Origin of the sequence: Caldimonas sp. (genome assembly GCF_046291045.1) — a bacterium.
Lineage (GTDB): Bacteria > Pseudomonadota > Gammaproteobacteria > Burkholderiales > Burkholderiaceae_C > Caldimonas.
The window spans coordinates 21,162-40,851 of sequence record NZ_JBKBSL010000027.1; the positions used below are offsets into that span (position 1 = coordinate 21,162).

The window sequence follows — 19,690 nt, forward strand, 5'->3', positions numbered from 1 at the left end:
GCGGGGGAGGGACGTTTGGCCATGGCTGTGTGAGGGTTGGAAACGAAGGGTCGCCCACGGGTGGGGCAGCAGGGGGCGGATGGTATCATCCGCGCTTCCCGGGAACCGGCTGTCGGCTCGGTTTTTTCATACGAATCAACGACTTAGCGCGAGGTCGCCGATGGCGACCCGGCGCGGTGCCCCAAGCTGCCCATGCGCCTGAACTCGATCAAGCTGTCCGGCTTCAAGTCCTTCGCGGAGCCCACGCACTTCCAGTTGCCCGGGCAACTCGTCGGCGTGGTGGGGCCCAACGGCTGCGGCAAGTCCAACATCATGGATGCGGTGCGCTGGGTGCTGGGCGAGTCCAAGGCCTCGGAGCTGCGCGGCGAGTCGATGCAGGACGTGATCTTCAACGGCTCGGGCACCCGCAAACCTGCCAGCCGGGCCAGTGTCGAACTGGTGTTCGACAACTCCGACGCGCGCGCCGGCGGGCAGTGGAACCAGTTCACCGAGATCTCGGTGCGACGCGTGCTCACGCGCGACGGGACGTCGAGCTATTTCATCAACGGGCAGCCGGTGCGCCGTCGCGATGTCCAGGACGTCTTCCTCGGGACGGGCCTGGGGCCGCGGGCCTACGCGATCATCGGCCAGGGCACGATCAGTCGCATCATCGAATCGCGCCCGGAGGAACTGCGCATGTTCCTCGAGGAGGCCGCCGGTGTGTCCAAGTACAAGGAGCGCCGCCGCGAGACCGAGAACCGTCTGAAGGACACGCGCGAGAACCTCACGCGGGTGGAGGACATCCTGCGCGAGCTGGGCCATAACCTCGAGCGCCTGGAACAGCAGGCCGAGGTGGCCTCGCGCTACCGCAGCCTGCAGGAGCAGGGCACGCTCAAGCTGCATCAACTCTGGTTCCTCAAGCACCGAGATGCGGCCGCCGAGCAAGAGCGCGTGCACCGCGAAGTGCTGGAAGCCACCAACGCCCTGGAGGCGAGGCTGGCCGAGCTGCGCCACGTCGAGGCCGAGTTGGAGACCATCCGCCAGGCGCATTACGCAGCCAGCGACGAGCTGCACGCCGCGCAGGGCGCGCTGGCCGAGGCCAGTCTCGAAGTGAGCCGGCTGGAGGAGCGCATCCGCTATGTCGTAGAGGGGCGCCAGCGCGTCGAGCAACGATTGATCGAGCTGAAAGCGCACAGCGGCCAGTGGGCCGAGCGTCGCGCCCAGGCCGAAAGCGAACTCGAGACGATCGCCGAGCAGATCGCGATGGCGCAGGAGCAGGCCGAGGTCCTGGCCGCCCAGGCCGAGGAGGAGGCCGCCAACCTCCCGGCCCTGGAGGACGCGGTACGCGCCGCCGTCGCTCGGGCCAACGAGCAACGCAACGCCGTCTCCGGCGTGCAGCAGCAGATCCAGTTGCTCGCGGTGGAATCGCGCAATCTGGACGAGCAAGGCCGGCAGTTGCAGACGCGGCGCGAGCGCCTGGCCGCCGAAGCCAAGGGCCTGGCCGCCCCTGACGAGGCCCGGCTGGGCGAACTGCAACGCCAGCACGAGCAGGCCGCCCAAGAGCAGGCCGTGGCCGACGAGCGCCTGCACGAGCTGACTGAGCTGGTGCCACGCCTGGACGAGGATCGGCGCGCTCAACAAGAGCGGGTCAATGTCGAATCGGCCCGGCAGGCCGACCTGGCGGCTCGGCTGGAAGCCTTGCGGGCGCTGCAGGAGAAGGTGCAGACCGAAGGCAAGCTCAAGCCCTGGCTGGCCAAGCACGGCCTGGACGGGCTGCAGGGCCTATGGACCAAGGTGCACATCGAGCCGGGTTGGGAGACGGCCCTGGAGTCGGCGCTGCGCGAGCGGCTCAACGCGCTGGAGGTGGGGCGCGTCGAGACCGTGCGGGCTTTCGCGGGCGATGCGCCTCCGGCCAAGCTGGCCTTCTACACGCTGCCCTCGGCCGCCATCAGCAACACCCACCACACGCTGCCGCGCCTGTCCGACCTGCTGCGCCTGCACGACGCCGGGCTGAAGGCCCTGCTGAACGACTGGCTGGAAGGGGTCTATACCGCTGGATCCATCGACGAAGCCCTGGCCCAGCGCGACAAGCTCACCCATGGCGAGGTGATCATGACCCGCGAGGGCCATGCGGTGTCGCAGTTCGCGGTGGCGTTCTACGCCCCAGATTCCGAGCAAGCTGGCATGCTTGCGCGCGCCCAGGAGATCGAGAACTTGGAGCGTCAGGTGCGCGCCCAAGCCCTGATCGCAGACGAGGCGCGCTCGGCCTTGGTGCGCGCCGAGGCGGCGTACACCGAGGCGTCCCAGCGTCTGGTCACGGCCCGCCGCGAGGCGGCCGAGCTGCAGGCACGTGCCCATCAGCTCCAGGTGGAGTTGCTGCGCCTGACGCAGCAGGCCGAGCAGACCAGCAGCCGGCGCGGCCAGATCGAGGAGGAACTGGCCGAGATCGACGCGCAGCTCGAGGAACTGGCCGAACGCAGAGCCGCCGGCGAAGCGCGCTTCGAGGAACTCGACATGCGGCTGGCCAATGAGCAGGAGCGCCACGCCGAGCTCGAGGAAGCCGTGATCGAGGCCGAGCGCAAGCTCAACCAGGCGCGCGAACAACTGCGTTCGCTCGAACGCGAGGCCCAGGAGTCGCAGTTCTCGGCCCGCGCCCTGGCCTCTCGCCGCGGGGAGCTGCAGCGCTCCATCGAGACGGCGGTGCAGCAGATCCAGGCCAACGAGCGCTCGGCCGAGCAGTTGCAGGCCGAGCTCGACGGCTTCAACGACGCTGCGGCCCAGGCCGGCCTGCAGGAGGCGCTGGCGCTCAAGATGGAACGCGAAGCGGCCCTGGCGGCCAAGCGCAGCCAGTACGATGACTTGTCGATGCGCCTGCGCCGGGCCGACGAGCAGCGCCTGGAGTTCGAGCGCAGCCTCGACCCGCTGCGCGAGCGCATCACCAAATTGCAGCTCGAGGAACAAGCCGCGTCGCTGGGCGGTGCCCAATTCCTCGAGCAGCTCACCCAGGCCGAGGTCGATCTCGAGGCCCTGGCGCGCACGATCGAGGAAGGCGGGGTGCGGCTCCACGGCCTGCAAGGCGAGATCGATCGCATCAACCGCGAGATCAATGCCCTGGGGGCGGTGAACCTTGCGGCCCTGGACGAGCTCACTGCCGCGCGCGAGCGCAAGACCTTCCTGGATGCCCAAAACGCCGACCTGACCGACGCGATCAAGACGCTCGAAGATGCGATCCACAAGATCGACATGGAAACCCGCGAGCTGCTGAAGAAGACCTTCGACTTCGTCAATGAGCACTTCGGCAAGATGTTCCCAAGCCTGTTCGGTGGCGGCACCGCGAAGCTGGTCATGACCGGCGACGAGATCCTCGATGCCGGTGTGCAGGTGATGGCCCAGCCGCCGGGCAAGAAGAACAGCACGATCCATCTCCTGTCCGGTGGCGAGAAAGCGCTGACGGCCATCGCGCTCGTGTTTGCGATCTTCCAGCTCAACCCGGCACCTTTTTGCCTGCTCGACGAAGTCGACGCCCCGCTGGACGATGCCAATACAGAGCGCTACGCCAAGCTGGTGACCGCGATGTCCAAGGACACCCAGTTCCTGTTCATCTCGCACAACAAGATCGCGATGGAGATGGCCGAGCAGCTCATCGGCGTGACGATGCAGGAGCAGGGCGTCTCACGCATCGTGGCCGTGGACATGGAAGCGGCCGTGGGCATGGCCGAGGCGGCCTGAGCATCATGGGCAGCCTGCAGCTGGCCTTGCTCGTTCTGGGCGTGCTCGTCGTCGCCGCGGTGGTGGCCCATGGGGCCTGGCAGGCCCGCCGGGCTGGGGTGCGCCGGGCCTCCCCCCGCCGCGAGGCGGCGCCCCAACGTTTCGAAGAGCCCGTGCTTCGGTTCGAAGACTTCGAACCGCCGCTTGCCGACGCGTTGGAGCCCGCGCTGGCCCCCGCCCCCGCGCGGCGCCCTCTCGGGCCGCGCCTGGACCCTTTGATCGACGCCATCGTGCCGCTGGTCGTGGAGCTGCGCTTCACCGGCGAGAGCGTGATGAACCACTTGCCGGCCACCCGGCGTGCCGGCAGCAAACCTTTCTTCATCGAGGGGCTGAACGACGCCACCTCCGAATGGGAGCCTCCCCAGGCTGGCCAGACCTACCGAGAGTTTCAAGCCGGTGTTCAACTGGCCAACCGCACCGGCGCGCTCAACGAAATCGAGTACTCCGAGTTCGTGCAGAAGGTGCAGGCCTTTGCCGACGCGATCGGTGCGACGGCAGAGTTTCCCGACATGCTCGACGTGGTCGCGCGAGCCCGAGAGCTCGACCAGTTCGCCAGCCAGCACGACGCCCAGCTCGCCTGCCGACTGGTCGCCCGTGGAGCGGCGTGGTCGGTGGCCTACATCCAGCAGCATGCGGCGCGCCATGGCTTCGTCTCCGGGGCTGTGCCGGGCCGCTTGGTGCTGCCTGGCAGCCAAGAAGGCGCCCCGGCCATGCTGACGCTGCAGTTCGACGCCCAAGCCGCCTTCGCCGAAGACCCCAGCCGGGCAGCGGTGCGCGATGTGAGCCTGGCCTTCGACGTGCCTCAGACGAGCGCCGGCGAGGCCCCCTTCCAGGCCTGGCAGGCCAGCGCGCAGGCCCTGGCGCTGGGCATGGAGGCCGCGGTAGTGGACGATGCCGGCCAGCCGCTGAGCCCCCAGGCGTTCGCAGCCATCGGCCGCGAGCTCGAGCAGCTTTACGCGACGCTGGAAGCGCGTGGTCTGCCGGCAGGCTCGGCGGCGGCGCGCCGCTTGTTCAGCTGAAGTCCTCCACCACACGCGCGGGTTGGCGCATCAGCACGAATTCCTCGGCGGCGGTGGGATGCACGGCCAAGGTCCGGTCGAACTGGTCTTTGGTGGCCGCGCAACTCAGCGCCACGGCCAGGCTCTGCACGATCTCTGGGGCATCGGCGCCCAGCATGTGCACGCCCATCACGCGGTCGGACGCAGCGTCGACCAGCAACTTCATGTAGCAGCGCTCGGCACCTGCGAAGAAAGCCTGGCGCATCGGGCGAAAGTCGGCCTCGAACACACGGTAGGGCTCGCGGCGCCGTCGCATCGCCTCTTCGGTGAGGCCGATCGCGCCCACCGGCGGCAAAGTGAACACGGCCGTGGCGGCCAGACGCAGGTCGGGAAACCGATGGGCAGGGCCGAAGAGCGCATCGGCCAGTGCCCGCCCCTGGGCGATGGCCACCGGCGTGAGGTTGAGCCGGTCGGTCACGTCGCCGATGGCATAGACCCCCTCGGCCGCGGTCTGCAGCCGCTCGTCGACCGGGATGGCCCCATGCTTGCCCAGGACGATGCCCAGCGTCTCCAAGCCCAGATCGGCCGTGTTGGGCCGGCGGCCTGTGGCGTTGAGCACGAAACTGGCCACGAAGCTGCGGCCATCGTCCAGCACCACCTCCCAGCGGCCCGGGCCCCCACGCACGGCCTTCACGCCCTGGCCCGAGACCCGCTCGATGCCCGCCAGGTCCAGGGCCCCAGCCAGGCGGCGCCGCACATCCTCATCGAAGCCCCGCAGCGGCAGATCGGCCCGGTGGACCAGCCGCACGGCGACCCCCAGGCGGGCCAGCATGCTGGCGAACTCCAGCGCGATATAGCCTGCGCCGATCACCGTCGCGTCCGCAGGCAGCTCGCGCAGGTCGAGCAGCTCGTCGGAGGTGGGGCAACCGGCGATGCCCTCGATGCTGTCGCGTACCGGCGAGGCCCCGGTGGCGATCAGCAGCCGGCGCGCGCGCAGTGTCTGCGCACCCACTCGCACCGTGTGCGGGCCCAGCACACGGGCCCTACCTTCGAAGAGGGTCACGCCGGAGTCGGCCAGCAACTGGCGGTACACGCCTTCGAGGCGATCGATCTCGGCCGCCTTGCGCGCGGCCCAGCGGGCCATGTCGAAGCGCACGGCCCCTTCGGGCAGCACCCAACCGTATTCAACCGCCTCGCGCAAGGCATCGCCGTACTGTGCCGCATACATCAGCAGCTTTTTCGGCACACAGCCTCGGATCACACAGGTGCCGCCCACGCGCGAGGCTTCCACGATGCCAACCTTGGCGCCGTGGGCCGCAGCCCGGCGCGAAGCCGCCACGCCACCCGAGCCGGCACCCACGGTGAGGAGGTCGAAATCGAAATGCTCGGTCATGGCGGAAGTCCAGTCGGCGGCACCACGCACAAGCTTAGCGTCCCCGTGGCGAGGGCGTGCGCCCTGCGGGACAATGCCGTACCATGAACCAGCCTTCCTTGTTCGACCCGGCCCCCAGCACCGACCCGGTCCGGCGTGCCGCGTGGTTGCGCGAGCAACTGCACCACCATGCCCACCTGTACTATGTGTTGGATGCCCCTCAGATCCCGGATGCCGAGTACGACCGGATGTTCCAGGAACTGCAGGCCCTGGAGGCCGCGCATCCCGAGCTGCTGACTCCTGACTCGCCGACCCAACGTGTGCTGGGCCGGGTGCTCGAAGGCTTCGAGCCGGTGCGGCACGCGGTGCCCATGCTGTCCATCCGCACCGAAACCGACACCGAACCCACGGGTGCGGCCAACTTCGACGCCCGCGTGCGGCGTGAACTCAAGCTCACCGAGGCCGACCCGCCCGTCGAGTACCAGGCCGAACTGAAGTTCGACGGTCTGGCCATCAGCCTGCGCTACGAGGGCGGTGTGCTGGTGCGTGCCGCCACGCGGGGCGACGGCGAGGTGGGCGAAGACGTGACCCAGAACATCCGCACGATCCGCCAGATTCCGTTGCGCCTGCGCGGGTCGGTACCCGAGGTGCTGGAAGTGCGGGGCGAGGTCTACATGCGCCGCGATGATTTCGAGCGGCTCAACGCGCGCCAGCGTGAGCTGGGCGAGAAGACCTTCGTCAACCCGCGCAACGCTGCGGCGGGGGCGGTGCGGCAGCTCGACCCGGCGATCACCGCCCGGCGGCCCCTGAGCTTCTTCGCCTACGGCTGGGGCGAGGTGGTCGGCTGGGCCGCGCAGCCCGACACGCAGTCCGGCGTGCTCGACGCCTTCATAGGCTTCGGTCTGCCGGTCAGCCCGCAGCGCGAGGTGGTGCGGGGAGCGCAGGGCCTGATCAACTTTCACCGGCGCATCGGCGAGCAACGCGATGCACTGCCTTTCGACATCGATGGGGTGGTCTACAAGGTGAACCGCCTGGACCTACAAAGGCAGCTCGGCTTCGTCACCCGCGAGCCCCGCTGGGCCGTGGCACACAAGTACCCGGCGCAAGAGCAGATGACCACGGTGCTCGACATCGACATCCAGGTGGGCCGCACCGGCAAGCTCACGCCGGTGGCCAAGCTCGCGCCGGTCTTCGTAGGCGGCGTCACCGTGACCAACGCCACACTGCACAACGAAGACGAAACCCGCCGCAAGGACGTGCGCATCGGCGACACGGTGATCGTGCGCCGCGCCGGAGACGTGATTCCCGAGGTGGTGGCCGTCGTCCCGGAACGCCGGCCGCCCGATGCCGGCGAGCCCTTCGACCTGTACCAGCGCCTGGCAGGCCGCTGTCCGGTGTGTGGCAGTGCGATCGTCCGCGAGGAGGGCGAGGTGGACTGGCGCTGCAGCGGCGGGCTGTACTGCGCGGCCCAACGCAAGCAGGCGCTGCTGCATTTCGCCCAGCGCCGGGCCATGGACATCGAGGGTCTGGGCGACAAGCTCGTCGATCAGCTCGTCGATGGCGGCCTCATCCGCACCCTGCCCGAGCTCTACACGTTGGGCGTGGCCCAACTCGCGGCCTTGGACCGGATGGGCGACAAGAGCGCCCGCAACCTGGTCGAGGCCCTGGAGAAATCCAAGCAGACCACGCTGCCGCGCTTCCTCTTCGCGCTGGGCATCCGTCACGTCGGCGAGGCCACGGCCAAGGACCTGGCGCGCCACTTCGGCAGCCTGGACCGCATCATGGACGCCCGCGTGGAAGAACTGCTGGAGGTCAACGACGTCGGCCCGGTGGTGGCCCAGAGCATCCGCACCTTCTTCGACCAGCCGCACAACCGCGAGGTGGTCGAGCAGCTGCGCGCTGCGGGCGTGCACTGGCCTGAAGGCGAGGGCACGGCCAGCGATGCGCCGCGGCCACTGCTGGGCAAAACCTTGGTGCTGACCGGCACCTTGCCCACGATGAGCCGGGACGAGGCCAAAGCACTGATCGAGGCCGCCGGCGGGAAGGTGGCCGGCTCGGTGAGCAAGAAGACCCATTACGTGGTGGCCGGCGCCGAGGCTGGCAGCAAGCTGGCCAAGGCCGAGGAACTGGGCGTGCCGGTGCTGGACGAGGCGGGCCTGAAGGCCCTGCTGGCGCAAGGAGAGATGTGAGATGGCGGTGCGCGAGATCCTGAAGATGGGCGACCCTCGGCTGCTGCGAGTGGCCCAACCCGTGCGCGAATTCGACACCCCCGCCCTGCACGCGCTGGTGCAGGATCTCTTCGACACCATGCGTGCTGCCAACGGCGCCGGGCTGGCCGCCCCCCAGATCGGCGTGGACCTGGCCGTGGTGATCTTCGGCTTTGCCCGCAACGAGCGCTACCCCGAGGCACCGCCCGTGCCCGAGACCGTGCTGATCAACCCGCAGATCGAGCCGCTGGGCGACGAGGAGGAAGAAGGCTGGGAAGGCTGCCTGTCGGTGCCCGGCCTGCGCGGCGTGGTGCCGCGCTTTGCGCGCATCCGCTACAGCGGCTTTGACGTGCAGGGCCGGCGCATCGAGCGCGAGGCCGAGGGCTTCCACGCCCGGGTGGTGCAGCATGAATGCGACCACCTGATCGGCAAGCTCTACCCGATGCGCGTGCGTGACTTCACCCGCTTCGGCTTTACCTCGGTGCTCTTTCCCGGCCTGGACGCCAGCGCTGACGACTGATCATCCTCCGGCCACCGGCATCGCCGACGGCGGTTTGATCTCTTCCAGGCAGATGGTGGAACGCACGTTGTCCACACCGGGCACTTGCATCAGCCGGTCGGTGAGGAACTGCGACAGCGTCCGCAGGTCGGGTGCCACCACCTTGAGCAGGTAGTCGTGATCGCCCGACACCGAGTGGCACTCGATCACCTCGGGGAAGTCCTGGAACACCTTCTCCAGCTCGCGCACGCGGGTGAACTGCTCGCGGTCGATGCTCAGGCCCACAAAGGCCATCACCGCCAGGCCCAGGGCCTCGCGGTCCACCTGTGCCGCGTAGCCGCGGATCACGCCGCGCTCCTCGAGCGAGCGCACGCGGCGCAGGCACTGCGGCGCCGACAGATGCACCCGCGAGGCCAGATCGACATTGCTGATGCGGCCCTCGGCCTGCAGCACCTCCAGGAGGCGCCGGTCGATGGCGTCCAGGCCGCTTGGGCGGATCGGCTGCATGAAATCACCTCCAGTGATGAAACATTATTGTGTCATGTTGGCTATCTACACAACGATTGGAAATCAAATTTCCTTGCAAGGCGCCTAGAGTGACAGCGTCGGTCATCGTTTCAAGCCTGGAGCCAGCATGTCCTTGCGTCAAGCCGAATTCACCGCCAGCCCACGCGAACTGGAAGAGCGCTTTGGTGCGCGCAACTACCACCCCCTGCCAGTCACTCTGGTGCGCGGCGAGGGCGTCTTTCTCTGGGATGATCAGGGGCGGCGTTACCTCGACATGATGTCGGCCTACTCGGCCGTCAGCTTCGGGCACAGTCATCCGGCGCTCGTGCAGGCCCTGACCGAGCAAGCCGCCCGCCTGGCCGTCACCTCGCGGGCCTTCCACACCGACCGCCTCGGACCCTTCCTGGCTCGGCTGTGCCGCGACACCGGCATGGACCGTGCCTTGCCGATGAACACAGGCGCCGAGGCCGTCGAGACCGCGATCAAGGCGGCCCGCAAGTGGGGCTACAAGGTCAAGGGCGTGCCCGAAGGGCAAGCCCGCATCCTCGTGGCCGAAGGCAACTTCGCCGGACGCACGACCACGATCGTGGGCTTCTCCAGCGAGCCGCAGTACCGGGACGGCTTCGGCCCCTTCGCTCCCGGTTTCGTCTCGGTCCCGTATGGCGACGTCGCCGCGTTGGAGCGTGCCATCACCCCGCAGACCGTGGCCTTCCTGGTCGAGCCCATCCAGGGGGAGGCGGGCATCATTGTGCCGCCCGCGGGCTACCTGCGGGCGGCGCGCGAGCTGTGCACCCGGCATCGGGTGCTGCTCATCTGCGACGAGGTGCAGACCGGCCTGGGCCGCACCGGGCGGATGCTGGCCTGCCAGCACGAGGACGTGGTGCCCGACGGCATCACGCTGGGCAAGGCCCTGGGCGGGGGGCTGTTGCCGGTGTCGGCCTTCTGCGCACGCGAGGAGGTGATGGGAGTCTTCCGCCCCGGTGACCATGGCAGCACCTTCGGTGGCAACCCGCTGGGTGCGACGGTGGGCTTGGCCGCGCTGGAACTGCTCGAGCGCGAGGGGCTGTGTGAGCGGGCCTTGCATCTGGGCGAGCGCCTGATGCAGGGGCTGCGGGCCCTGCGTCATCCGGCCGTCCGGGAGGTGCGCGGAAGGGGCCTGCTGGTCGGGGTGGAGATCGACCGCGACTTCGCGCATGCCCGCAGCGTCTGCGAGGCCTTGATGCGCGAGGGCGTGCTGAGCAAGGACACGCACGACACCGTGGTGCGCTTCGCACCGCCGCTCACGGTGAGTGCCGCCCAGTTGGACGAGGCCGTGGCCGCCTTTGGACGCGCGCTGGTCGCGGTCCAGGCCCTGCGGCCGCAGCCGGGTCGCAAGGCCGCCTGAGACGTTCGGGCTCAATCATCGAGGTCGCCCGAGGCCAGGCCGTCGGGCGCGTCGGACGGCCGGCCCCGGCGCACCACGCGCTGGAAGAACAGGTTGTTGGGCACCTGCAGCTTCGTGCCCTGGTCTTCCAACAGCGTGGTGTACACGACGTTGATGTCGATCACCACTCCCTTGAGACCGGGCTTGTCGCCGCTTTCCAGCACTTCGATGTGGTCGTGCAGGCGGAACAGCCGGGTGCCGAAGATCAGAATCGTGCAGAAAATGTTCGACAGCACGCTCCAGGCGGCGAAGAAGGCCACCGCCGCCACGGCGGCAAAGCCGGTGAAGGCCGTCCACAGCACGCTGCCCGAGACGCCCAGCCGCTCCAGGATCAGCAGGATGGCCGCGGCGTAGACGAGGAAACCCAGCACGCGCCGCGCGCCCATGTGCACCTCGGCGGGCAACTGGTAGTGCGAGCACACGCGCTTGATCACCAGCCGCAGCGCGGCACGCAGCAGATAGGCGGCCACCAGGATCAGGAGCACCTGGCTGGCCGGGATGATGAGGTCCAGCCACTCCAGGATCCATTCCGGCAATTGCGTCTTCAGCTCAGCCAGCCAGCGCATCGAGCAGGTCCGACTCCATGGAAAGTTGCACCTTGGACTGCTGCAGCGCCGGTCCGTCGATCAGGAAGGTGTCCTCGACCCGTTCGCCCAGCGTGGTGACCTTGGCCAGTTGCAGGTTGATGCGGTACTTGGCCAACACCCGGGCGATGGAATACAGCAGGCCCGAGCGGTCGCTCGCCGAGACGGTGAGCAGCCAGCGCTGGGCCCGCTCGTCCGGGCGCAGCAGCACACGCGGCTGCACGGGGAAGGACTTCACCCGCCGCGACAACCGCCCGCGGCTGGGCTCGGGCAGCGGCCCGCCGCGGGTCAGGGCCTGATGGAGCTGGTTTTCCACCAGCGAGATCAGGTCGCGGTGGTGCAGGTCGAGGCTGGGGGCGATCACCTGGAAGGTGTCCAGCGCGTAGCCGGTGCGCGTGGTGTGGATGCGCGCGTCCAGGATGTTGAAGCCGGCACTGTCGAAGTAGCCGCAGATGCGCGCGAAGAGGTCGTCCTGGTCGGGAGCGTAGACCACCACCTGCAGCCCTTCGCCCGCGGCCGACGGCCGGGCCTTGACCACCGGGTAGCCGGCATCCACGTGGCGCCACAAGGAGCGGGCATGCCAGGCGATGTCGGCGGCCTCGTGGCGGGCGAAATAGCTCAGCTCCAGGGTCTGCCACAGCGGTTCCTGCACCCCGGGCAGCATCGAATACAGCGCCAGCATCTGCAGGGCTTCCTGCTTGCGGGTCTCGATCTCGGCAGCCAGGTTGGGCTGCGCGCCGCCCAGGGTGCGCAGGGTCAGGCGGTAGAGGTCTTCGAGCAGCTTGCCCTTCCAGCCGTTCCACACCTTCGGGCTGGTGCCGCGGATGTCGGCCACGGTCAGCAGGTACAGCGCAGTGAGCCGGCGCTCGGTCTGAACGAGCCGGGCAAAGCCGGTGATCACCTCGGGGTCGCTCAGGTCCTCCTTCTGGGCCACGCGCGACATCGTCAGGTGGTGCTGCACCAGGAACTCGATGAGCCGCGCGTCCTCCTTCGGGACGCCATGGTCGCGGCAGAAGCGCCGCACCTCGACGGCGCCCAGGTCGGAGTGGTCGCCGCCGCGGCCCTTGGCCACGTCGTGGAAGAGGGCGGCCACGTACAGCACGTAGGGCCGGTCGAACTGCGAGGCCAACTGCGAGCAGAAGGGGTATTCGTGCGCATGCTCGGGGATGAAGAAACGCCTCACGTTGCGCAGCACCATCAGGATGTGCTGGTCCACGGTGTAGACGTGGAAGAGGTCGTGCTGCATGCGGCCGACGATGCGCCGGAACACCCAGAGGTAGCGCCCCAGCACCGAGGTCTGGTTCATCAGCCGCAGCACATGGGTCTGGCCCAGCGGCTGCTGCAGGATCTGCATGAAGGTGGCGCGGTTGACCGGGTCGCGACGGAACTCGGCGTCCATCAGCTCGCGGGCGTTGTACAGCGCGCGCAGCGTGCGCGCCGACAGACCCTTGATGCCCGGGGTGCGCTGGTAGACCAGGAAGGTGCGCAAGATGGCATGACGGTCGCGCTCGTAGAGATCGTCGCTGACCACCTCGAGCATGCCGCCGCGGTCCAGGAAGTGCTCGTCGATGGGGCGCATGGGCGTGTTCTGCGAGCCCAGGATGCGCTCCTCGATGTTGAGCATCAGGATCAGGTTGAGCTGGGCCACCGCCTTGGCCGCCCAGTAGTAGCGGTGCATCAAGGCCTCGGAGGCGCGCCGGGCCTTGGTGGGCCGGTAGCCGAAGCTTTCGGCCACCGCGGTCTGCAGGTCGAACACCAGGCGGTCCTCGCGTCGGCCGGCCACCACGTGCAGCCGGGCGCGGATCAGGCGCAGCAAAGCCTCGTTGCGCTGCACCTGCTTGAGCTCGAAGGGGGTCATCAGCCCGCTGGCGGCCAGGGCCGGCCAGGTCCTGCCCAGCCCGGCCGCCTTGGCCACCCACATGACCACCTGCAGGTCACGCAGGCCGCCGGGACTTTCCTTGCAGTTGGGCTCCAGCGAATAGGGCGTGTCCTCGTACTTCTGGTGACGCTGACGCATCTCCAGCGTCTTGGCGCGCAGGAAGGCGCGCGCGTCCATGCGCGTGTCGAAGGCCTTGCGGAAGCGCTGGAACAGGCTGCGCGAGCCGCACAGCAGGCGCGACTCGAGCAAGGCCGTCTGCACGGTCACGTCGCGCGCGGCCTCGTCCAGGCAGTCCTGCACGCTGCGCACGCTGGAGCCGATCTCCAGGCCGATGTCCCAGCAGGCAGTGATGAAACCCTCGATGCTGGACTTCCAGGCCGCATTGTCCTGGATGCCCGTGCCCGGCTCGTCGGGCAGCAGCACCAGCACGTCCACGTCGGAATAGGGGTAGAGCTCACCTCGCCCGTAGCCTCCCACGGCGACCAGGGCGGCCCCTTGGGGCAGGTAGGCATGGGTCCACAGGCCGGTCAAGGTCTGGTCCACATGGCGGCACAGCTCGCGCACCAGTCGGGTGGCCGCCGAGGTGGTGGGACGGCCGTCGCGGAAGGCCTGGAGCAGGGCCTGCTTGCCCTGTCGGAACTGCGTGCGCAGGTCGGCCACGCGGGCCGCGCCGTCCTGGGAGTGCGCCCCTGGGGGCGCTGTGCTCGCAACGGCCATGCAGACTCCCGGTCTCAGGCGTTGGCGCGGATGAAGTCGGGCAGGGGCGGGTAGCCCGCCGACAGCGTGAGGATCTCGTAGCCGGTGTCGGTGACGGCCACGGTGTGCTCCCATTGGGCCGACAGCGAGCGATCGCGCGTCACGATGGTCCAGCCGTCGGGCATTTCCCGGATCTCGCGCCGCCCGGCGTTGACCATGGGCTCGATCGTGAAGACCATGCCCGGCACCAGTTCGTCCAGCGTGCCCGGGCGACCGTAGTGCAGCACCTGCGGCTCCTCGTGGAACTTGCGGCCGATGCCGTGACCGCAGAACTCGCGCACCACCGAATAGCCCGCATTCTCGACGAAGGTCTGGATCGCATGGCCGATGTCGCCCAGCCGGGCGCCCGGCCTGACCTTGGCGATGCCGCGCCACATGGCTTCGTAAGTGATCTGGCACAGCCGCCGGGCGGCGATCGACCCTTCGCCGACGATGAACATGCGGCTGGTGTCGCCATGCCAGCCATCCTTGATCACGGTGACGTCGATGTTGACGATGTCGCCGCTCTTCAAGGGGCGGTCGTTGGGGATGCCGTGGCAGACCTGGTGATTGACCGAGGTGCAGATTGCCGAAGGGAAGGGCGGGTAGCCGGGAGGCTGGTAGCCCACCGTGGCCGACGTGGCTCCCTGGACGTTCTCGATGTAGTCCAGGGCCAGCTTGTCGAGATGGGCCGTCGTGACGCCGGGCTTGACGTGCGGCGTGAGGTAGTCCAGCACCTCCGAGGCCAGGCGGCCGGCCACGCGCATGCCTTCGAGGTCTTCGGGCGTCTTGATGGTGATGCTCATGGCCGGATTATCTCAGGCCCATCCCCGGGCCGGGCGCCCCGGTAAAATCCCGGTTTTGCGTCCGGTGTCATCCGCCGATCCAGCGGACCGGGCGGCCGCTCCACCCGCACGAGTTCCCCCACGTGACTGCCTCTGCCAAACACCTCCTGCACTTCGAGGGCGGCAATGCCCTGTCCGCCTTCCGGGCCCAGGCCCTGCTGCCGCGCCTGCAGGCGATCGCGGCGCAGATCGTGGGCGTGAGCGCCCGTCACGTGCACTGGGTGTGGTGCGAAGCCCCCCTGGGGCGAGCAGCACAGGACAAGCTGGCAGCCCTGCTCGACTACGGAGACCCCTACACCGCCGCCTCGGACGCAGCGCTCGTGGTGGTGATGCCCCGTCTGGGCACCGTCTCGCCCTGGGCCTCCAAGGCCACGGACATCGCCCACAACTGCGGCCTGGCCGTCAAGCGCATCGAGCGGGTGACCGAGTACCGGCTGAAGCTCCAGGGCGGCCTGCTGCGCGGCCCCAAGCCGCTGGAGGCGGCCACCCTGCAGGCCCTGGCCGCCGAGCTGCACGACCGGATGACCGAAAGCGTGGCCTTCGAACGCGAGGCCTGCGCCCACCTCTTCGACGAGCAGCCCGGCAAGCCCATGGAGCACGTGGACGTGCTGGGCCAGGGCCGCAAGGCGCTGGAAGCCGCCAACCGGGACTTCGGCCTGGCGCTGTCCGACGACGAGATCGACTACCTGGTCGAGGCCTTCCGCGGCCTGCAGCGCAACCCGAGCGACGTCGAACTGATGATGTTCGCCCAGGCCAACAGCGAGCACTGCCGCCACAAGATCTTCAACGCGAACTTCACGATCGACGGGCAGCCCCAGGAACGCTCGATGTTCGCGATGATCCGCAACACCCACCAGCTCGCGCCCCAGTACACCGTCGTGGCCTATGCCGACAACGCCGCGGTGATGGAAGGCGGCCCGGTGAGAGCCTGGCGCCCCCAGGGCTACACCAACGCGCCGCGCTATGCGGCCCACGACGAGGTGGCTCACGTGCTGATGAAGGTGGAGACCCACAACCACCCCACGGCCATCTCGCCCTTCCCGGGGGCCTCCACCGGCGCAGGCGGCGAGATCCGCGACGAAGGCGCCACCGGCCGAGGGGCCCAACCCAAGGCGGGCCTGACGGGCTTTTCGGTGTCCAATCTGCACCTGCCCGGCACGGATGAACCCTGGGAACGTGCCCCCTACGGCAAGCCCGCCCACATCGCCAGCGCCCTGCAGATCATGATCGAAGGCCCGCTGGGCGGCGCGGCCTTCAACAACGAGTTCGGCCGACCCAACCTGGGCGGCTACTTCCGCGTCTACGAGCAGGATGTGGACGGCGTGCGCCGCGGTTACCACAAGCCGATCATGATCGCCGGGGGCCTGGGACGCATCCGCGAGGGACAGACCCACAAGCTGCCCTTCGGTGCGGGCACCCTGCTGATCCAGCTCGGCGGCCCGGGGATGCGCATCGGCATGGGCGGGGGAGCGGCCAGTTCGATGGCCGCCGGGGTGAATGCAGCCGAACTCGACTTCGATTCGGTGCAGCGCGGCAACCCCGAGATCCAGCGCCGTGCGCAGGAGGTCATCAACCATTGCTTCGGTCTGGGTGAGAAGAACCCCATCCTGGCCATCCACGACGTGGGAGCGGGGGGCATCTCCAACGCCTTCCCCGAGCTGGTGGACGGTGCCGGCGTGGGCGCCACCTTCGACCTGCGCAAGGTGCCGCTGGAGGAGAGCGGCCTGGCGCCCAAGGAGATCTGGTGCAACGAAAGCCAGGAGCGTTACGTCCTGGCGGTGGCCCCTGAGGGCCTGCCGCTGTTCGAGGCCATGTGCGAGCGGGAACGCTGCCCTTTTGCCGTGGTGGGCGTGGCCTCCAGCGACAAGGCCCTGGTGCTGGAAGACGGCCCCGGCGGGGAGCGGGCCATCGACATGCCCATGGAGGTGCTGCTGGGCAAGCCGCCCCGGATGCACCGCGACGTGCAGCGCGTCGCCCGGCACTCGCCGCCGCTGGACCTGACCGGCGTGAGCCTGCAGCAGGCCGCCTTCGACGTGCTGCGCCACCCCACGGTGGCCAGCAAGCGCTTCCTGATCACCATCGGCGACCGCACCGTGGGCGGCATGAGCCACCGCGACCAGATGGTGGGCCCCTGGCAGGTGCCGGTGGCCGACTGCGCCGTGACCCTGGCCGACTACACGGGCTTTCGCGGCGAGGCCATGAGCATGGGCGAACGCACCCCGCTGGCCGCGGTGGACGCCCCCGCCTCGGGCCGCATGGCGGTGGCCGAGGCGATCACCAACCTGTTGGCCGCCCCGATCGACCTGGCGCGGGTCAAGCTGTCGTGCAACTGGATGGCCGCCTGCGGCGAACCCGGCGAGGACGCGGCGCTGTACGACACCGTGAAGGCCGTGGGCATGGAGCTGTGTCCGGCGTTGGGCATCAGCGTGCCCGTGGGCAAGGATTCCCTGTCGATGCGCACGCGCTGGCGTGACGGCGGTGTGGACAAGCAGGTGACGGCGCCGGTCTCGCTGATCGTCTCGGCCTTCGTCACGCTCGATGATGTGCGCGGCACCCTCACGCCCCAGTTGCAGGGGGGCGACACGACGCTGCTGCTGGTGGATCTGGGCCAGGGCCACCACCGCCTGGGCGGCTCCATCCTGGCGCAGGCCCTGGGCGGCTTTGGCGGCGAGGTGCCCGACCTGGACGACCCGGCGCTGCTGAAGTCCCTGGTGGCCGCCGTCAACGAACTGCGCGCCCAGGGATGGCTGCTGGCCTACCATGACCGCAGCGACGGCGGCCTGTGGGCGACGGTGTGCGAGATGGCCTTTGCCGGCCACCGCGGCGTGAGCCTGAACGTGGACCTGCTGGTGACCGAAAGCGACGGCATCGGCGACAGCCGGGCCGACTATGGCGACTCCAAGAACTGGGCCCAGCAGGTCAGCGAGCGTCGCAACGAGCTCACGCTGCGCGCGCTCTTCAGCGAAGAGCTGGGCGCGGTGCTGCAGGTGCCCACGGCCCGGCGCGACGAGGCCATCGCCGTGCTGCGCCGCCATGGCCTGTCGCGCCACAGCCATGTGATCGGCAAGCCCAACGACCGCGGCACCGTGGAGGTCTGGCGCGACGCGAAGTCGGTCTTCTCCGCACCGCTGCGCGACCTGCACCAGGCCTGGGACGAGGTGAGCTGGCGCATCGCGATGCTGCGCGACAACCCGGCCTGCGCGCAAGCCGAGCACGATGCGGCGGGCGACCCGGCCGATGCCGGGCTGCAGGTCAAGCCGAGTTTCGACCCGGCCGAGGACGTGGCCGCGCCCTTCCTGAACCTCGCGCGCCCCAAGGTGGCGATCCTGCGCGAGCAGGGCGTCAACTCGCACGTCGAGATGAGCTACGCCATGGACCAGGCGGGCTTCGACACCTACGACGTGCACATGAGCGATCTGCAGTCCGGCCGCGCTCGGCTGGACCAGTTCCAGGGCCTGGTGGCCTGTGGCGGCTTCAGCTACGGCGACACCCTGGGGGCCGGCGAGGGCTGGGCCCGCTCGATCCTCTTCAACCCTCGGCTGGCCGAGCAGTTCGCCGCCTTCTTCCAGCGCACCGACAGCTTCGCCTTGGGCGTGTGCAACGGCTGCCAGATGATGGCGGCCCTGTCGCCCCTCATCCCGGGCACGGCGGCCTGGCCGCGCTTCACGCGCAACCGCAGCGAACAGTTCGAGGCCCGCCTGAGCCAGGTCGAGGTGCTCGACAGCCCCTCGGTCTTCTTCACCGGCATGGCCGGCAGCCTGCTGCCCATCGCGGTGGCGCATGGGGAAGGCTATGCCGACTTCTCCCGGCGTGGCGATGCCAAGGCCGTGCACGCGGCGATGCGCTTCGTCGACAGCCAGGGCCGGCCCACCGAGGCTTACCCGGCCAACCCCAATGGCAGCCCGGGCGGCCTGACGGCCGTCACCACCGCGGACGGGCGCTTCACGGCACTGATGCCGCACCCGGAGCGGGTGTTCCGCAACATCCAGATGAGCTGGACCTCGGGCGACCCGGCGGCCTTCAGCCCCTGGATGCGGATGTTCCGCAACGCGCGTCGATGGGTGGGCTGAGGTTCGAGCGGCTGGATGCCCTGCGGGCAGCCGCCATCGTCTGGATGGCGGCCTACCACTTCTGCTACGACCTCAACCTCTTCGGATTCATCCGCGAGAACTTCTACAACGACCCGTTCTGGACGACACAGCGCACGGCCATCGTGTCGCTGTTCCTCTTCTGCGCGGGCCTGGGCCAGGCGGTGGCCTGGCAGCAGGGGCAGGGCTGGCCGCGCTTCTGGCGGCGCTGGGCCCAGGTGGCCGGCTGCGCGGTGCTGGTGAGCATCGGCTCGTACCTGATGTTCCCGCGCAGCTTCATCTATTTCGGGGTGCTCCACGGGATCGCAGTGATGCTCATCGTCACGCGGCTGACCGCCGGCTGGGGACGCTGGCTGTGGCCGCTGGGCCTGGCCGCGATCGTGCTGCCGCAGTTCGTGCAGCACCCGTTTTTCGACACGCGATGGACGAACTGGCTGGGCCTCATCACCCGCAAGCCGGTCACCGAGGACTACGTGCCGCTGCTGCCCTGGCTGGGCGTGATGTGGTGGGGCCTGGCCGCCGGGCAATGGGTGCTCGCGCAGCGGCCCGGCTGGCTCGCCGGCGGCGTGCCGCGGGCCTTGGCGCCCCTGGCGTGGCTGGGGCGGTGGAGCCTGAGCTTTTACATGCTGCACCAGCCGGTGTTCATCGGGGCCCTGGCGGCCCTCGTCTGGCTGTCGCGCTGAGCCCATCGGGATAGGGGCCGATCATCGCTGATCGGGCCCCTCCCACACCACCCGGCATGCGGGGCCGCACCGGGCGGTTCGAGAAGTTGAGGTCAGGAGAATCGTGGGACTCCCAGGCGGTCG

The 19,690-nt window shown here is 69.1% G+C and carries 12 protein-coding genes; 7 read left to right on the forward strand and 5 right to left on the reverse strand.

From position 1 onward, the window contains the following. Nucleotides 1-192 precede the first annotated feature (192 nt). Nucleotides 193-3,708 carry a chromosome segregation protein SMC gene (gene smc, locus ACK4ZD_RS10945; protein WP_409661699.1) on the forward strand — a complete coding sequence of 1,172 codons (3,516 nt, stop codon included), beginning with the start codon at nucleotides 193-195 and terminating at the stop codon, nucleotides 3,706-3,708. Nucleotides 3,709-3,713: 5 nt separating this feature from the next. Next, nucleotides 3,714-4,766: a cell division protein FtsZ gene (locus ACK4ZD_RS10950; RefSeq protein ID WP_409661702.1), complete on the forward strand. Its 1,053-nt coding sequence runs from the start codon at nucleotides 3,714-3,716 to the stop codon at nucleotides 4,764-4,766. Here the strand turns inward: ACK4ZD_RS10950 and gorA are convergent. After that, nucleotides 4,759-6,138: a glutathione-disulfide reductase gene (gorA, locus tag ACK4ZD_RS10955; RefSeq protein ID WP_409661704.1), complete on the reverse strand. Its 1,380-nt coding sequence runs from the start codon at nucleotides 6,136-6,138 to the stop codon at nucleotides 4,759-4,761. The two genes, ACK4ZD_RS10950 and gorA, sit on opposite strands and share 8 nt — an antisense overlap. 83 nt (nucleotides 6,139-6,221) lie before the next feature. Here gorA and ligA point away from each other — a divergent pair, with 83 nt between their 5' ends. Beyond that, nucleotides 6,222-8,306, forward strand: a complete 2,085-nt coding sequence (ligA, locus tag ACK4ZD_RS10960; RefSeq protein ID WP_409661707.1) for an NAD-dependent DNA ligase LigA — start codon at nucleotides 6,222-6,224, stop codon at nucleotides 8,304-8,306. A 1-nt stretch (nucleotide 8,307) separates the two neighbouring features. Next, nucleotides 8,308-8,844 (forward strand): peptide deformylase, encoded by a 537-nt coding sequence (gene def / locus ACK4ZD_RS10965; RefSeq protein WP_409661710.1) that lies wholly within the window; start codon nucleotides 8,308-8,310, stop codon nucleotides 8,842-8,844. On the opposite strand, the gene ACK4ZD_RS10970 is transcribed toward def, so the two are convergent. Next, on the reverse strand, nucleotides 8,845-9,330 hold the full coding sequence (locus tag ACK4ZD_RS10970) for an Lrp/AsnC family transcriptional regulator (protein WP_409661713.1): 486 nt from the start codon (nucleotides 9,328-9,330) through the stop codon (nucleotides 8,845-8,847). A 127-nt stretch (nucleotides 9,331-9,457) separates the two neighbouring features. Here ACK4ZD_RS10970 and rocD point away from each other — a divergent pair, with 127 nt between their 5' ends. Further along, nucleotides 9,458-10,714 (forward strand): ornithine--oxo-acid transaminase, encoded by a 1,257-nt coding sequence (gene rocD / locus ACK4ZD_RS10975; protein ID WP_409661716.1) that lies wholly within the window; start codon nucleotides 9,458-9,460, stop codon nucleotides 10,712-10,714. Between the two features lie 11 nt (nucleotides 10,715-10,725). On the opposite strand, the gene ACK4ZD_RS10980 is transcribed toward rocD, so the two are convergent. The 3 genes from ACK4ZD_RS10980 to map are packed head-to-tail and all read right to left on the reverse strand — an operon-like array spanning nucleotide 10,726 to nucleotide 14,757. Then, nucleotides 10,726-11,319: a mechanosensitive ion channel domain-containing protein gene (locus tag ACK4ZD_RS10980; protein ID WP_409661719.1), complete on the reverse strand. Its 594-nt coding sequence runs from the start codon at nucleotides 11,317-11,319 to the stop codon at nucleotides 10,726-10,728. Next, nucleotides 11,303-13,933, reverse strand: coding sequence for a [protein-PII] uridylyltransferase (locus ACK4ZD_RS10985; RefSeq protein WP_409661722.1), 2,631 nt, complete (start codon nucleotides 13,931-13,933; stop codon nucleotides 11,303-11,305). The genes ACK4ZD_RS10980 and ACK4ZD_RS10985 overlap by 17 nt, the downstream gene beginning before the upstream one ends. Before the next feature lie 14 nt (nucleotides 13,934-13,947). Then, a complete protein-coding gene (map, locus tag ACK4ZD_RS10990) occupies nucleotides 13,948-14,757 on the reverse strand; it encodes a type I methionyl aminopeptidase (protein WP_409661725.1) in 810 nt (269 codons plus the stop codon). A gap of 122 nt (nucleotides 14,758-14,879) precedes the next feature. Between map and purL the strand changes: the two genes are divergently transcribed. Next, nucleotides 14,880-18,866, forward strand: a complete 3,987-nt coding sequence (purL, locus tag ACK4ZD_RS10995) for a phosphoribosylformylglycinamidine synthase (RefSeq protein ID WP_409661728.1) — start codon at nucleotides 14,880-14,882, stop codon at nucleotides 18,864-18,866. Continuing rightward, complete coding sequence (locus ACK4ZD_RS11000) at nucleotides 18,854-19,567, forward strand: DUF1624 domain-containing protein (protein ID WP_409661731.1); 714 nt, start codon at nucleotides 18,854-18,856, stop codon at nucleotides 19,565-19,567. Before purL ends, ACK4ZD_RS11000 begins: the two co-directional genes overlap by 13 nt. Nucleotides 19,568-19,690: the final 123 nt, after the last annotated feature.

What these genes read in the sequence shown, in the direction of transcription:
- def (WP_409661710.1), top strand. Translation starts at nt 8,308, where the DNA reads ATGGCGGTGCGCGAGATCCTGAAGATGGGCGACCCTCGGCTGCTGCGA.
- smc (WP_409661699.1), top strand. Translation starts at nt 193, where the DNA reads ATGCGCCTGAACTCGATCAAGCTGTCCGGCTTCAAGTCCTTCGCGGAG.
- ACK4ZD_RS10985 (WP_409661722.1), bottom strand. Translation starts at nt 13,933, where the DNA reads ATGGCCGTTGCGAGCACAGCGCCCCCAGGGGCGCACTCCCAGGACGGC.
- ACK4ZD_RS10970 (WP_409661713.1), bottom strand. Translation starts at nt 9,330, where the DNA reads ATGCAGCCGATCCGCCCAAGCGGCCTGGACGCCATCGACCGGCGCCTC.
- rocD (WP_409661716.1), top strand. Translation starts at nt 9,458, where the DNA reads ATGTCCTTGCGTCAAGCCGAATTCACCGCCAGCCCACGCGAACTGGAA.
- gorA (WP_409661704.1), bottom strand. Translation starts at nt 6,138, where the DNA reads ATGACCGAGCATTTCGATTTCGACCTCCTCACCGTGGGTGCCGGCTCG.
- ligA (WP_409661707.1), top strand. Translation starts at nt 6,222, where the DNA reads ATGAACCAGCCTTCCTTGTTCGACCCGGCCCCCAGCACCGACCCGGTC.
- ACK4ZD_RS11000 (WP_409661731.1), top strand. Translation starts at nt 18,854, where the DNA reads ATGGGTGGGCTGAGGTTCGAGCGGCTGGATGCCCTGCGGGCAGCCGCC.
- map (WP_409661725.1), bottom strand. Translation starts at nt 14,757, where the DNA reads ATGAGCATCACCATCAAGACGCCCGAAGACCTCGAAGGCATGCGCGTG.
- ACK4ZD_RS10950 (WP_409661702.1), top strand. Translation starts at nt 3,714, where the DNA reads ATGGGCAGCCTGCAGCTGGCCTTGCTCGTTCTGGGCGTGCTCGTCGTC.
- ACK4ZD_RS10980 (WP_409661719.1), bottom strand. Translation starts at nt 11,319, where the DNA reads ATGCGCTGGCTGGCTGAGCTGAAGACGCAATTGCCGGAATGGATCCTG.